This window comes from Streptomyces sp. DH-12 (genome assembly GCF_002899455.1).
GTDB lineage: Bacteria > Actinomycetota > Actinomycetes > Streptomycetales > Streptomycetaceae > Streptomyces.
Genome location: NZ_PPFB01000001.1, coordinates 4,957,286 through 4,969,509, shown reverse-complemented (window position 1 = coordinate 4,969,509; position 12,224 = coordinate 4,957,286). Strand labels below are relative to the sequence as shown.

Annotated in this window: 13 protein-coding genes and 1 tRNA gene; 7 read left to right on the top strand and 7 right to left on the bottom strand. The window is 72.7% G+C overall.

Features of this window, described 5'->3' with window-relative positions; translation table 11 throughout:
- Position 1: 1 nt before the first annotated feature.
- A complete protein-coding gene (locus tag C1708_RS21315; protein ID WP_106414177.1) occupies positions 2 to 1,612 on the bottom strand; it encodes a dynamin family protein in 1,611 nt (536 codons plus the stop codon).
- Between the two features lie 321 nt (positions 1,613 to 1,933).
- Between C1708_RS21315 and C1708_RS21310 the strand changes: the two genes are divergently transcribed.
- The 3 genes from C1708_RS21310 (at position 1,934) to C1708_RS21300 (ending at position 4,399) form a co-directional block, all read left to right on the top strand.
- Positions 1,934 to 2,006, top strand: a tRNA-Arg gene (locus tag C1708_RS21310).
- A 219-nt stretch (positions 2,007 to 2,225) separates the two neighbouring features.
- The gene (locus tag C1708_RS21305; RefSeq protein WP_241911302.1) at positions 2,226 to 3,014 is read left to right on the top strand and encodes a hypothetical protein; all 789 of its coding nucleotides are present in this window, start codon (positions 2,226 to 2,228) and stop codon (positions 3,012 to 3,014) included.
- Positions 3,015 to 3,424: 410 nt separating this feature from the next.
- Positions 3,425 to 4,399 (top strand): alpha/beta fold hydrolase, encoded by a 975-nt coding sequence (locus C1708_RS21300; protein WP_241911301.1) that lies wholly within the window; start codon positions 3,425 to 3,427, stop codon positions 4,397 to 4,399.
- An 89-nt stretch (positions 4,400 to 4,488) separates the two neighbouring features.
- On the opposite strand, the gene C1708_RS21295 is transcribed toward C1708_RS21300, so the two are convergent.
- From C1708_RS21295 to C1708_RS21280, 4 genes are all read right to left on the bottom strand, one after another.
- Entirely contained in the window at positions 4,489 to 4,767 is a 279-nt protein-coding gene (locus C1708_RS21295; protein ID WP_106414175.1) for a hypothetical protein, read from the bottom strand.
- 158 nt (positions 4,768 to 4,925) lie between these two features.
- Positions 4,926 to 5,195 carry a hypothetical protein gene (locus tag C1708_RS21290; protein ID WP_106414174.1) on the bottom strand — a complete coding sequence of 90 codons (270 nt, stop codon included), beginning with the start codon at positions 5,193 to 5,195 and terminating at the stop codon, positions 4,926 to 4,928.
- A 214-nt stretch (positions 5,196 to 5,409) separates the two neighbouring features.
- Positions 5,410 to 5,673, bottom strand: coding sequence for a hypothetical protein (locus C1708_RS21285; protein WP_106414173.1), 264 nt, complete (start codon positions 5,671 to 5,673; stop codon positions 5,410 to 5,412).
- A 106-nt stretch (positions 5,674 to 5,779) separates the two neighbouring features.
- Positions 5,780 to 6,052: a hypothetical protein gene (locus tag C1708_RS21280; protein WP_106414172.1), complete on the bottom strand. Its 273-nt coding sequence runs from the start codon at positions 6,050 to 6,052 to the stop codon at positions 5,780 to 5,782.
- Between the two features lie 316 nt (positions 6,053 to 6,368).
- On the opposite strand from C1708_RS21280, the gene C1708_RS21275 reads away from it, so the two are divergent.
- Positions 6,369 to 6,608, top strand: coding sequence for a chaplin (locus C1708_RS21275; RefSeq protein WP_106414171.1), 240 nt, complete (start codon positions 6,369 to 6,371; stop codon positions 6,606 to 6,608).
- 195 nt (positions 6,609 to 6,803) lie between these two features.
- Here C1708_RS21275 and C1708_RS21270 read toward each other — a convergent pair whose 3' ends face one another.
- On the bottom strand, positions 6,804 to 7,070 hold the full coding sequence (locus C1708_RS21270) for a hypothetical protein (RefSeq protein ID WP_106414170.1): 267 nt from the start codon (positions 7,068 to 7,070) through the stop codon (positions 6,804 to 6,806).
- A gap of 161 nt (positions 7,071 to 7,231) precedes the next feature.
- The gene (locus C1708_RS21265) at positions 7,232 to 8,098 is read right to left on the bottom strand and encodes a hypothetical protein (protein WP_106414169.1); all 867 of its coding nucleotides are present in this window, start codon (positions 8,096 to 8,098) and stop codon (positions 7,232 to 7,234) included.
- Between the two features lie 324 nt (positions 8,099 to 8,422).
- Between C1708_RS21265 and C1708_RS21260 the strand changes: the two genes are divergently transcribed.
- Genes C1708_RS21260 through C1708_RS21250 form a run of 3 tightly spaced genes read left to right on the top strand, consistent with a single transcriptional unit; the run spans position 8,423 to position 12,221 of the window.
- Positions 8,423 to 9,514 carry a DUF3344 domain-containing protein gene (locus tag C1708_RS21260; protein ID WP_106414168.1) on the top strand — a complete coding sequence of 364 codons (1,092 nt, stop codon included), beginning with the start codon at positions 8,423 to 8,425 and terminating at the stop codon, positions 9,512 to 9,514.
- Positions 9,515 to 9,558: 44 nt separating this feature from the next.
- Positions 9,559 to 10,800: a glycosyltransferase family 4 protein gene (locus C1708_RS21255; protein WP_198602554.1), complete on the top strand. Its 1,242-nt coding sequence runs from the start codon at positions 9,559 to 9,561 to the stop codon at positions 10,798 to 10,800.
- Positions 10,797 to 12,221, top strand: a complete 1,425-nt coding sequence (locus C1708_RS21250; protein WP_106414166.1) for an exopolysaccharide biosynthesis polyprenyl glycosylphosphotransferase — start codon at positions 10,797 to 10,799, stop codon at positions 12,219 to 12,221. The genes C1708_RS21255 and C1708_RS21250 overlap by 4 nt, the downstream gene beginning before the upstream one ends.
- Positions 12,222 to 12,224 lie beyond the last annotated feature (3 nt).

The following is a 12,224-nucleotide window of genomic DNA, read 5'->3' as shown; positions in this document are numbered from 1 at the left end:
GTCACCTCTCCTTCTGCAGTACGGACAACGCGGCGATGAGTTCCGGCTGGGGCTCCGCGTGCACCTCGAGCGTGTCGATCGGGGCGAGCCGGCGTTCCCGTTCGGCGTGCATGATCCGGTCGACGTGGGCGACGAGGAGCCGTCCGCCGCGGTCACGCAGACGCAGCGCGCCGTGGGCGCCGATCCGCTCGGCGAGCGTCTCCCCGGCGGTCCGGGCGCGGCGGCCGCCCAGCAGGACCGTGGCGACGAGGGCGGCGACCGTCTCGGGTTCGGGCGCGACGGCGCGCTCCAGCTCGCGCACCTCCTCCTCGGCGAGTTCCTCCAGTTCGCGCCGCCAGCGCCGCACGGCGAGGCCGATGCGGTGCTCGACGCTCTCCGGGGCGCTGTCGGGAACGGCCAGCTCGGGGGCGTCGGCGGCGGGCTCGCGCCGCCAGGCCTCGTCGACGCGTTCGTCGGCGGCGGCGACGGCGCACAGCAGGAGCGCGCTGAGGCTCTCCACGAGCGTGTCGAGCAGCTCGCCCGGGGTGCAGTCGAGGGGGAAGGCGCGCCACCGCTTGAGCGCGTCCCCGGCGAGCACGGCCCCGGCCTGCAGCCGCCCCCGCACCCGCGCGTGCTCGCTGTCGTACGCGGTCTCCACGGTGGAGGTGAGGCGCAGGGCGGCGGCGTACTGGGCGGCGGCGGCGCCGGCCAGCTCCGGCAGCCGGAAGTTGAGGGAGTCGAGGACGCCGTACGCGGTACGGGCCATCACGTGCTGCCGGGCGGCCGGGTCGAGCGTCTGGTGGACGAGCCAGGTGCGCAGCGCGGCCACGGCGGTGCCGGGCAGCAGCCCGCCGCCCCAGGCGGACTCGGGCAGCTCGGGCACGGTGAAGCGGGGTACGTCGCCGAGCCCGGCCTTGGTGAGGAGTGCGCCGTACTGCCGGGACACCTCGGAGACCACCTGGTGCGGCACCCGGTCCAGCACCGTGACCAGGCTGACGTCGTACTCCTTGGCGGTGCGCAGCATGTGCCAGGGGACGGCGTCGGCGTAGCGGGCGGCGGTGGTGACCATGATCCAGATGTCGGCTGCGTTGATCAGTTCGGCGGCGAGGACGCGGTTGTCGGAGACCAGGGAGTCGATGTCGGGCGCGTCGAGGAGGGCGAGGCCGGGCGGCAGGGTGTCGGCGGTCTCGACGCGCAGCACGCGCGCGGGGTCCTCGCCGGGCAGCAGCAGGTCGTCGGCCGGGTCCTGGTGGTGCGGCACCCAGACGCGGGTGAGGTCGGGCAGCACCCGCATACCGCTGAACCAGTGGTGATCCTCCGGATGGCAGACGAGCACCGGCGTCCGTGTCGTCGGCCGCAGCACCCCCGCCTCGCTGACGCGCCGTCCCACGAGCGAGTTCACCAGCGTGGACTTCCCGGCTCCGGTGGAACCCCCGACGACGGCCAGCAGGGGCGCCCCGGGGTCTCTCAGCCGCGGCACCAGGTAGTCGTCCAGCTGGGCGAGCAGTTCGTCGCGGTCGGCACGCGCGCGGGCGGCCCCCGCGAGAGGCAGCGGGAAGCGTGCGGCGGCGACACGGTCGCGCAGGGCGGAGAGTGCGTCGAGCAGCTGAGGCCGTACGTCCAAGGTCACCACATGCGAAGAATGCCCAATTTCAGGGTAATTCTGAAGCATATGGCCACGTCTGCGCGCCGACAGGACACAACCGGATGGAAGGGATGTCTGCGACGCGGACACGGCCGAGGCATAACGAGTGCACAACACCCGATGCGTCAGAGGCCAAAACGAGTGCACGATTCGCACCTGCCTGCGATTATCAGGACCGCTTCACCGAACCTCCACATCGAGCCACGGAGGCGAGGCGACAGGGACGAGGATGCGGGAGCCCTATCCTTGTCCCCGGCAGCGTCACGGACAGGCCCCCACCAGGGCACCACGACGACAGGCCGCACACCGGCCCCCGTAGCTCAGCGGATAGAGCAGGCGCCTTCTAAGCGCTTGGCCGCAGGTTCGAGTCCTGCCGGGGGCGCTCACCACTCCTGACCAGCGGAAACGCTGGTCGCTTCCTTTTGCGGCCCGGCGCATACGGCGGGAGAGCAAGCACCTTTCCGCACCGGCCGTACGGCCCCGGCGACCTGCCCCGGAGTGATCGAATCGTTGCCGCGGCGTCCGCAACCACCCGCCGGGCTCGCCCGTCCCCTAGTCAGCCGCTGATGACGAGCGGGCCGCAGGTGAAGGGGAGGGGCACGTGAGGACGACGAGAAGGACCGTGTGGAGCGCGTTGGCGGCCGGTGGGGCCGCGTTCGCGTTCACGGCGGTCTCCGCGGTGCCGGCGGGGGCCGCGGAGGGAGGGGTCTCCTTCAGCAAGGTGAAGGTGAACGGCGGGAAGCCGATCGTGATCGGGGTCAAGGAGGAGGTCGTGGTGCACGCGACCTTCCGGATGACGACCAGGCTCAGGCACGACCCGGGGGTGGCCGTCTTCCCCTACCGCGGCGGCCTCGAGTCCGGCGACCAACTGTGGCACGCGATCGACAGCTCCGACTGCAAGGTGGTGAACCGGGCGAAGGGCATCTGCGACTACGAGGAGTGGCTGTACATCGACCCGCGCCATTACGACTTCGGCAACGAGGACGCGGGCGCGTGGAAGACCGCCGGCCGCGTCTGGCTCGCCGGTGACAAGCACGACATCGACGACGTGAAGGTGCCGCTCCAGGTCAAGCGGGCCACCCGCGTCACCGTCAACGCCTCCCCGGAGCCGGTCCGGAAGGGCGGGACGCTCACCGTGACCGGGAAGGTCACCCGGGCCGACTGGGACACGCACAAGTACCGGGGGTACGCGGGCCGCACCGTGAGCCTGCAGTTCAAGGCGGCGGGCGCCAAGGCCTACACCACGGTGCGGAAGGTGAAGTCGAACAGCACCGGAACCCTCAGGACCACGCTGAAGGCCACCCGCTCCGGCACCTGGCGCTGGGTCTACTACGGCAACACCACCTCCGGCGCGAAGGCGTCGGCCGGGGACTACGTGGCCGTCCGTTAGGGAACGGCGGTCGCCCTCCCCGCGAGCGTCCCGGGGACCGGCACCGCGCGCGGGGAGGGGGAGCCGTCGGACACGGCTCCCCCTCGGGCCAGTCGCACGGCACGCGTCACGTCGGTGCCGCGAGGGGGACAGGGAGCGAGAGGGCGCGCAGGCGGCGGACGGGCGGCGGAGTGGCGTCAACACCCACAGCCCCCTGCCGGACATCGCGCTCGCGTCAGGGCGCGCGCGAGCGCGTGCGCCCCCCCCCCCCCCCGCGCGGCCTCATTCCCGCCGGCCCCCGGCAGCGAACCGCCGCGCCACCGTGGTCACTTGCTCGGGATCGCCCACCATTGGGTGGTTACGCCCGAATAATGGGTTCACTGGTAAGGATGGAACGGTTCGTCATCGTTCCGCCTTTCCCGGAGCCGCTCATGCGCACTGCCGTCATCGTCGCCCAGGACCCGCCCCGCCCGGGGCGCTCCGGGTCCCTCCCCCCGGTCCCGGCGTCGGGGCAGGTGGAGGAGCGGGAGCTGGTCTTCCGGGGGTTCGCGTACACCTGCCGGATCGTCCACCGGACCGCCCCGCGGACCGTCCCCCTGCTGTTGCTCGGCGGGTCCTCGCAGAACCGGTACTCCTGGCAGAGCCACGAGAAGTGGCTGTCGCCGCTGTGCACGCTGATCACGGTGGACCTTCCCGGGTACGGCAGTTCGGACTTCCTCCCGGCCCGCTACGGCATCGACTTCCTCGGTGACGCGCTCCAGCACATGCTGACGGACATCGGTGTGCCCGAGGTGAATCTGTTCGGCGGCTGCTTCGGCGAGGTCGTGGGTCTGCGCTTCGCGCAGCGTCATCCGGAGTCGGTCAGGCGCATCGTCTTCGCGGCCGCGGCGAGCCGGCTGCCCGAGCTCTACAGCGAGGCCGTGCCGCGGCTGTCGCGGACGCTGGAGCGGGGCGACATCGAGGCGGCCGCCGACGGCCTGGTGCGGCTGTTCATGTCGGACCCGGAGGCAGGGAAGGTCCGCCGGCACGCGGCCGTGGCCCGGCTGCTCCAGCGCCAGTTCGTGAACCAGACGCCGGACGACATCAGGAAGGCCGTCGAGCACAACGTCCGTCTGGTCACGCACGGTTGCTACGAGCCGCTGCCGGTCCCGCGCGTGCCGACCCTGGTGTTCACCGGGGAGCACGACACGCTGTGCACCCCGGAGATGGGCCGGGAGCTCGCCGCGACGATGCCGGGCGCGCTGTTCACCACCGTCAAGGAGGCGGACCACCTCGTCACGGTGGAGCGCCGGGAGGAGTCCGCGGACCTCATCGCCCGCTTCTGCACGGACCGGTCCGTCGAGGGTCTGCCGTACTGCAACGAGGTCGAAACCCCCTGCCCCGACCTCGCCCTCGCGCAGGTGTGACTCGGCCCGCACTCCGAAGTCCGCCGAGCACCGGGAAGGGCCGGGACCCCCATCGGGTCCCGGCCCTTCCCGGTGCTCGGCGAAGAACGTCAGACCTTCTCGCCGTCGATCGTGAGACTGGTCCCGCAGGAGACGTCGGCGCCCCCTCCGGAACAGCTCTGCCGCACGTCGTTGACGAGGTGGACCGTTCCGTACGTCTCGCTGGTGAGCTCGCGCTCACCCGTGTCCGCGCACCGGACGTTGCCCTGGCCGTCGTCGGAGCACTTCGCGGGGCTCTCGGCGGCGACGCCCTGGCCTCCTCCGAGGCCGAGGAGGACGACGCCTCCCAGGACCGCGGCCACCGCTGACATCTTCTTCGACTTGAACATCTACCCATTCCTCACGCTCGGCGTCGCCCCGACCGACGGCGACGCCGCTTGTCGACGCCTGAAGTACCTGGCCCACCCAACGAACCGGGCAGGCCCGGAGTCCGCGTCGTCCGATGGACGACGGGGCTCCGGAGCCTGCCCGGATCACCTTGCAGCGATCAGTCGCCGGCGATGGCGAAGCTGCTGGCGCACTCGACGGAGTGCGACTCGGTGTTCTCGGCGTTGGCCAGGCCGAGGATGCCGACGGCCAGGTTGATGTCGTCGATCGCGATGAGCGACTGCACCGAGTTGTCCTGAGCGCAGGAGGTCGTCTGCTTGTTGTTCAGCTCCACGGCCGGGTCGTCGCCCGCGTGGCTGACGCCCGCGCCGAGGAAGCCGACGGTGCCGAGCATGGCCACAACGACCGCAGCCTTCTGGAACTTGCGCATTGCTTCTCCATTCTTCGTTTGACACGGTCCGGGCGGACCGGTCACTGACGGCCGCAAATGTAGGGCGACCCTTGCGACAATTGATAGCGAAACGCCGAATAGCGTTTACGTGGGGAAAAATTCACTCTGCACCGCTGTCGTCCGCTCAGAAAATCCGACCACCGAATTCACGATCCGGCCGCGACGACACCGCACAGCGCTCCGCGTCAGGGGTTCAGCCTGCGACGAGATCACTGGCGCAGGTGAGCTCACCCTTGCCGGAGCAGTTCTGCGACGTGTTGTTGTCGATGCGGACGCCTCCGTCCGTCTCGGTGACGCTGTACTCGCTCACCTGGACGCACCGAAGGTTTCCCTTGTCGTCCTTCGTGCACGTTCCGGGGTTCTCGACGCCCACGGCCTGGACCGCTCCGAATCCGAGCAGAACGAGGCTTCCCAGAACGCTCGCCGCCGTCGTCACCATCTTCTTCAACTTCACCATGCACCTTTTCTTCGACGGTCCCGTAAAACGGCCGGCGGGCCGGGCAGGCCCGGGTCTCGAACCACGAGGGCGAGACCCGGGACTGCCCGCAGTCACCCGACGGTGATCAGCGACCGCCCAGGGCGACGCTGGAGGCACACGCGACCGAGTTGACGTCGGTGTTCTCCGCGTTGCCCAGGCCGAGGATGGCGCCGACGCCGGCGTTGACGTCGTCGATGGCGACCAGACCCTGGACCGAGTTGTCCTGGGCGCAGGTCGTCGTCTGCTTGTTGTTGAGCTCGAACTCCGGGCCCTCACCGGCGTAGCTGACGCCGGAACCCGCGAAGCCGACGGTGCCGAGCATGGCCACGACGACCGCAGCCTTCTGGAACTTGCGCATTACCTCTCCGTTTCTCGTGTGGACACAACCCGTGACGGGCCGGTCACCGAACGCTGTTAACGTAAGCGACGTTTGCGACTTTTGATAGCTGAAACGCCCGGATGCGCACGTTTTCCACAAACATCCAGGTCAGAGGCGCCTGCGACAGCATCAGACGGGCGAACGACGCGACGTGTCGGCCTCGCCGTCAGGCACAAAGGTGCATCAAGGAGTGATCTCCGGACATTCACCGTGACCCGGACCGCTGTGCCGCGTTGAGCGGTGCGTGCGGCGCTAGTCGTGCTGCCGCGCTTAACCAGTCAGTAAGGAGAACGTGATGTCTCACATCGCGAAGGTCGGCGCAATCGCTCTCGGCACCGGTGCCGTTGTTCTGGGCAGTGCCGGCCTGGCCTCGGCCCACTCGGGCGCCGAGGGTGCGGCGGTCCACTCGCCCGGCGTCGTGTCGGGCAATGTGATCCAGGCTCCGATCCACATCCCCGTCAACGTCTGCGGCAACACCGTGAACGTGGTCGGCGCCCTGAACCCCGCCTTCGGCAACTACTGCGTGAACAAGTAACGTCGCGGCGGTCCACGATCTCACGGACGTTCGCCGTAGCACCCAGGAGCCCCGGAGGCCTCGCGCCCCGGGGCTCCTTTCGTGTTCCCGTCCGCCCCGGACCTCGGGCGTCAGAACCTTGAACTGCCGTACCCCGAAAGGCATCCGGCCCCCGGCGTCGAGCGCCGGGGGCCGGATGTCGCTGGAGCGTGGACGTCAGGCGTGCAGTCCGACATCGCCGCGCACCGGCTTGGCCTCGTTCACGATGGCCGCGGCCTCCTTCGCGGTGCCCATCACCGATTCCTGGTCGGTCTCGAGCGTGTCCGACTCGTGCAGCGGCATCAGCTCGAAGGGAACCGCGGTGCGCAGGCCCGTGTCGAGGCCGGTGGACGCCAGGTCGGTGGAGTCGGCGTACGCGGGCGCGGCGACACCGGCGGCGATCAGGGACCCGGCAAGGACGGCGGCAGCCTTCAGGGACTTCATCGTGTTCCTTTCTTCGGCAACGCAAGTCGCCGGAGTGGTTCTGTCGCCGTGCACAACGATTTCCGGCCGGAGCGGAAACCGGGAAATCGAAGATTGCCGAGTTCTCATACGAAATACGAATTCTATGAACTGACGGAGTGCCTGACGCGTCCGCCGTCCTTTCAGGAGTTCGGCATCAGAAGCGACGTGAGCGCGGGGAACAGTCCCGGCGACACGGCGGGCTCCGCGGGGGCCGCGGGCGCGGCCGGGCCGGCGGGGGCCGGCAGCGTCGTGGCGGTCTGCGGCTCGGCGCCGGCCAGCGCGGCGAGGAGTTCGTCCACCCGGGCCAGCAGCGCGTCGGTCGACGTCAGCGCCGCGTCGGCCGCCGCGCCGACCGCCGTCTCGCTCGCGCCGGCGGCGTCCGCCGGCCGGTCGGTGGTCTCCGTGGCGCTCGTACCGCCCGTCGTCCCGGTCGTGTCCGTCGCGTCCGACTCCGTCGTCGACGTGCCGCTGGGCTCGGTGGTCTCGGTGGTCCCGGTCGGCGTGCTGCCGGCATCGGCCGGGGCGGACGCCGGGAGCAGCAGGTCCAGAAGCGCGTCGAGGGCCTCCCGTACGGCGCCCAGGGCGCTGTCCGCGCCGCCGTCGTCCTCCTCGGCCGCGGGCAGCAGCACGCCCGTCACCGGGACCGGCGCCCCGGGCAGGGCCGGCACGACGGGGGCCGAGGAGTCGGTGATCACCGTGACCGAGGTGGACGCCGGGTCGTCCGCCGCCGCGCGGCGCACCGCCTCGCGGGCCGCGTCGGCCAGTTCGCGGGCCTCCGCCGCGGGGAGCCGGCCGTCGGGGGCGGCCAGGACCGCGCGGACCAGGTCGGCGACCGGGGACAGGTCCGCGCGGACCGTGTCGGCCTGCGGCAGCCGCGCGGCGAGCGACGCCGCCGGGTCCTGTCCGGGGTGCGAGTCGGCCGCGAGGGCGGCCGGGCCGGTGGTGGTGACCAGGAGGGCGGCGCACAGGGCGCCGAGTGCGATGCGCCGGGCCGGCAGAGCGCGCATGGAGAGTCCTTTCGCGGGGCTTCGGATCCTGGACCCACCGTCGAAGCACCCGCGGCGCCCCGCAACCGGGCCTACGCCTTTCGGTCCGGGCCGCCGTCACTCTGCTGCGCGTCCCCGCAGTTGAGCCGGTGTGCGGGGGCGCGGGCGCGGCAAACCCGGTTTCACGATTCCAACACACTTGCCACCCTTAGGCGAATTTCACCGCGTTTGTCCGTTTGGTGACTAGAGTTGCGGTGCTTCGACGCACCTTCCTTGGGCGGACGCATCGCACTCGTCCCCGCTGCCCTGCCGCCGCCACCCTTTTCCGAAAGGCTCCGAACGGTCATGCGCCAAACCCTGGGTCAGCTGCTCCGCCATGCGACGGTGGGCGTCCTCGCCCTGGCCGCGCTGTGGGCGCCCTGCGGCTCCACCGCCGTCGCCGCGCCCGCCGCGCCGACTCCGGAGGCGGAGGCCCTCCCCTTCGGCGAGCGCTACCGGGCCCTCCAGCACGGCGACATCGTGCGCGCGGCCAACTCCTCCGCCACCTGCCGCCCCTCGGCGTCCTCCTGCCGGGCGGTGCAGAACGGCACGCGGCCCGGTGCGAACGGCGACTTCGACATGCACTACATCGACGTCGACGACGACCCCAACACGTACAACTCCTCCCGGGGGGAGGTCCGGCTGCCCTCGGGCTCGCGGGTGACGTACGCGCGGCTGTACTGGGGCGGCAATCTGCTCGTCGGCGAGCAGAAGCCGGCCGAGGACAACGGGCGGGTGCTGATCGCCGAGCCGGGCGGCAGCTACAAGGAGCTGCTCGCGGACACCGTCGTCGGGCACCGCGTGGCGGGCGGCATGGACGCCTTCCAGGCCTCCGCCGATGTGACCCGGCTCGTACGGGACAGCGGGTCCGGCCTCTACACGGTCGCGCAGATCAACGTGGCCGGCGGGCGGTCGGCGGCCGGCGCCTGGGGCGGCTGGACGCTGGTGGTGGCCTACGAGAACCCGGCGGAGCCGCTGCGGCACCTGTCGGTGTGGGACGGCTTCGCCCCGCTGGGCGGCGACTCCGGCGCGACCCTCGCGCTGCGCGGCCTGCCGTACCCGGCGGCCGCCGGGGGCCGGGCGGGCATGGTGGCCTACAACGGCGACCGCGGCACCACCGGCGACTCCCTCGTCCTGACCGCGGGCGACACCGCCACCGCGCTCGGCAACGGCGCCGACCCGGCCGACGACGTGCTGAACTCCACCGTCTCCGACCCCGCGAACGCGCCCTCCTCGCGCGTGCCCGCGTACGCCAACACCCTCGGCTACGACTCCGACGTGTTCGACCTCGGCGGGCACCTCACGCGCGCCGGTGACCAGGTGGCCCTCCGCCTCACCTCCGAGCGGGACGCCGCGTGGGCCGGCGTGCTCTTCGCCGCCGTCGACGCCCGTCCGTGAACCCGCCGTCCCACGTTCCGGACCCCTGCGTGAGCGAGGAAACCGTGCCCACGGACCTGACACCGCCCGGCCGGCGGCCACGCGTCCTGCACCTCACCCAGCCCGTGGACGGAGGCGTCGCCCGCGTCGTGACCGACCTGGTGCGGGCGCAGCTCGCCGACGGCATGGACGTCACCGCCGCCTGCCCCGGCAGCCCCCTCGCCACCCGGCTGCGCTCCCTCGGCGCGCACGTGCGGACCTGGGACGCGACCCGCTCGCCGGGCCCCTCGCTGGCGCGTGAGGTACGGCAGCTCAAGAGGATCGTCGCCGAGGTGCGGCCCGACCTGGTGCACGCGCACAGCGCGAAGGCCGGGCTGGCCGGGCGGCTCGCCGTGCGCGGACGCGTCCCCACCGTGTTCCAGCCGCACGCCTGGTCGTTCGAGGCGGTGGGCGGGAGCACGGCCGCGCTCGCCCTGCGCTGGGAGCGGTGGGCGGCGCGCTGGGCCTCCCGGGTGATCTGCGTGAGCGAGGCGGAGCGGGCCACCGGGGTGGACGCGGGCGTCCGCGGCCGCTGGATCGTCGTCCCCAACGGCATCGACCCCGAGCAGTTCCGGCCCGCGGACGCCGGTCCGGTCAGGGCCCAGCTCCCCCAGCTGAGCACCCTGGACGATGCGCCGCTCGTCGTGTGCGTGGGGCGGCTGTGCCGGCAGAAGGGGCAGGACGTCCTGCTGCGGGCCTGGGACGCCGTACGGCGGCAGGTGCCGGGGGCGCGGCTGGTGCTGGTCGGCGACGGTCCCGACCGGGACCGGCTGCGGGCCGCCGCGCCGCGCTCGGTGGTGTTCGCCGGGGCCGTGGCGGACGCGGCGCCCTGGTACCAGGCCGCCGACCTCGTCGTGCTGCCGTCCCGCTGGGAGGGGATGGCGCTGGCCCCGCTGGAGGCGATGGCCTGCGCGCGGCCCGTGGTGGTCACGGACGTCGACGGGGCCCGCGAGAGCCTGCCGCCGTCGCTGGCCGGCCACTGCCTGGTGCCGCCGGAGGACCCGAGGGCGCTCGCCCGGACCGTGGCCGCGCTGCTGCTCGACCCGCCGCTGCGCGCGTCCCTCGGCGACCGGGCCCGCCGCCATGTGCTGTCCCTCCACGACGTGCGGCACACCGCGAGAGCGGTCGCCGGCGTCTACCGCGATCTGCTCGGCGCCCGGCCGGCCGTGACCGGGGCGCACCCGCTCCGGACGGCCGGCGGCGCCGAGGCCGACCGGACGACACAGCGCGTCGAGTACTCAGAGCACAGGGAGTCCATCCACTCGTGACCGCCGAACGTACCGTGACCTCCCCCGGTGTCGCACCGCGGGAGCACGGATCCTCCCCCCTGTCCGTCATGCCCCCGCGCGGCTCCGGCGCCGCTTCCCGGCTGCCCGCCGCACGACCCCCCGACCGCCCCGCCTCCCCCGTCCCCCCGCTGCTCGCGGACGGCACGGCGGCCCTGCTCGCCTGGTGGACGGCCGCCGGGCACTCCCCGCTGCTCCTCGCCCTGCTGGCCGGGGCCTCCCTGCTGCTGCGCCCGCGCGTCGGGCCGACGCCGGTGCCGGCGCTGCTGGAGGAACTGCCCGCCGTGTGCGGGCGGGTGGCGGTGGCCTGGCTGGCCGCAGCCGCGCTGTGGGCGGCGCTGCGGCCGCAGGACGCGCTGTCCGTGGCCACCGTGCTGACCGGGTTCGCCGTGCAGGTGGCGGCGGCCGGCGGACTGCGCGCGCTGGTGCACGGGCGGCGGCGCGCCGCGCTGCTGCGCCACCCGCGGGCGGCGCTCGTCATCGGTCCCGCGGCGACCGCGCAGCGCGTGGCCGCCGCCGTGCTGCGCCACCCCCGCAGCGGGGTGCGGCCGGTGGGAGTCGTCGCCGCGCAGGGGGACGGGACCGAAGGAGGCGTTCCCGTGCTGCGGACGGACGAGGAGGTCGAGCGGGCGGTCATCCAGAACGGGGTGCGGGCGGTGCTCGCCGTCCACCCGTCGGTGCGCACCGAACAGGGCCCGCTGCTGCGCTCGTTGGCCGCGTCGGGATGCGTGGTGTGGGAGGTCGACGCCGACGCCGCGCCGTATCCGGCGCGGGAGCGGCTGGCCGGGTTCTCCTGCCGGCGGCTGGACCTCGCGGCGGTGCGCGGCGGGGGCGCGGGCAAGCGGCTGCTCGACATCCTGGTGTCGGGGACGCTGCTGCTGCTGGTCAGCCCGCTGCTGCTGGTGTGCGCGGTGACGCTGCGGCTCGCCGACGGGCCCGGGGTGGTGTTCCGTCAGGAGCGCATCGGGCGGGACGGCAGGCCGTTCACGCTGCTGAAGTTCCGCACCCACCGGCCGGTCGACGAGCACGAGTCGGCGACCCGGTGGAGCGTGGCCAACGAGCACGAGATGCGCCGCTTCTGCCGGATGCTGCGCCGCACCTCGCTGGACGAGCTGCTCCAGCTGTGGAACGTGCTGCGCGGCGACATGAGCCTGGTCGGCCCGCGCCCCGAACGCCCGTACTTCGTCGCCCAGTTCAGCGAGACGTACCCGGGTTACGCGGCCCGGCACCGGATGCGCGCCGGCATCACCGGGCTGGCGCAGGTCCACGGGCTGCGCGGCGACACCTCGATCGAGGACCGCGCCCGGTTCGACAACGCGTACATCGACGACTGGTCGCTGTGGCAGGACGTCTGCATCCTGCTGCGCACGGCGGCCACGCTGGTCCGTCCGACGGGGAGCTGACGC

Coding starts and splice junctions, on each gene's coding strand:
- C1708_RS21270 (WP_106414170.1), bottom strand. CDS start 7,070: ATGAAGTCCCTGAAGGCTGCCGCCGTCCTTGCCGGGTCCCTGATCGCC.
- C1708_RS21295 (WP_106414175.1), bottom strand. CDS start 4,767: ATGTTCAAGTCGAAGAAGATGTCAGCGGTGGCCGCGGTCCTGGGAGGC.
- C1708_RS21285 (WP_106414173.1), bottom strand. CDS start 5,673: ATGGTGAAGTTGAAGAAGATGGTGACGACGGCGGCGAGCGTTCTGGGA.
- C1708_RS21260 (WP_106414168.1), top strand. CDS start 8,423: ATGCGCCAAACCCTGGGTCAGCTGCTCCGCCATGCGACGGTGGGCGTC.
- C1708_RS21275 (WP_106414171.1), top strand. CDS start 6,369: ATGTCTCACATCGCGAAGGTCGGCGCAATCGCTCTCGGCACCGGTGCC.
- C1708_RS21300 (WP_241911301.1), top strand. CDS start 3,425: ATGCGCACTGCCGTCATCGTCGCCCAGGACCCGCCCCGCCCGGGGCGC.
- C1708_RS21290 (WP_106414174.1), bottom strand. CDS start 5,195: ATGCGCAAGTTCCAGAAGGCTGCGGTCGTTGTGGCCATGCTCGGCACC.
- C1708_RS21280 (WP_106414172.1), bottom strand. CDS start 6,052: ATGCGCAAGTTCCAGAAGGCTGCGGTCGTCGTGGCCATGCTCGGCACC.
- C1708_RS21265 (WP_106414169.1), bottom strand. CDS start 8,098: ATGCGCGCTCTGCCGGCCCGGCGCATCGCACTCGGCGCCCTGTGCGCC.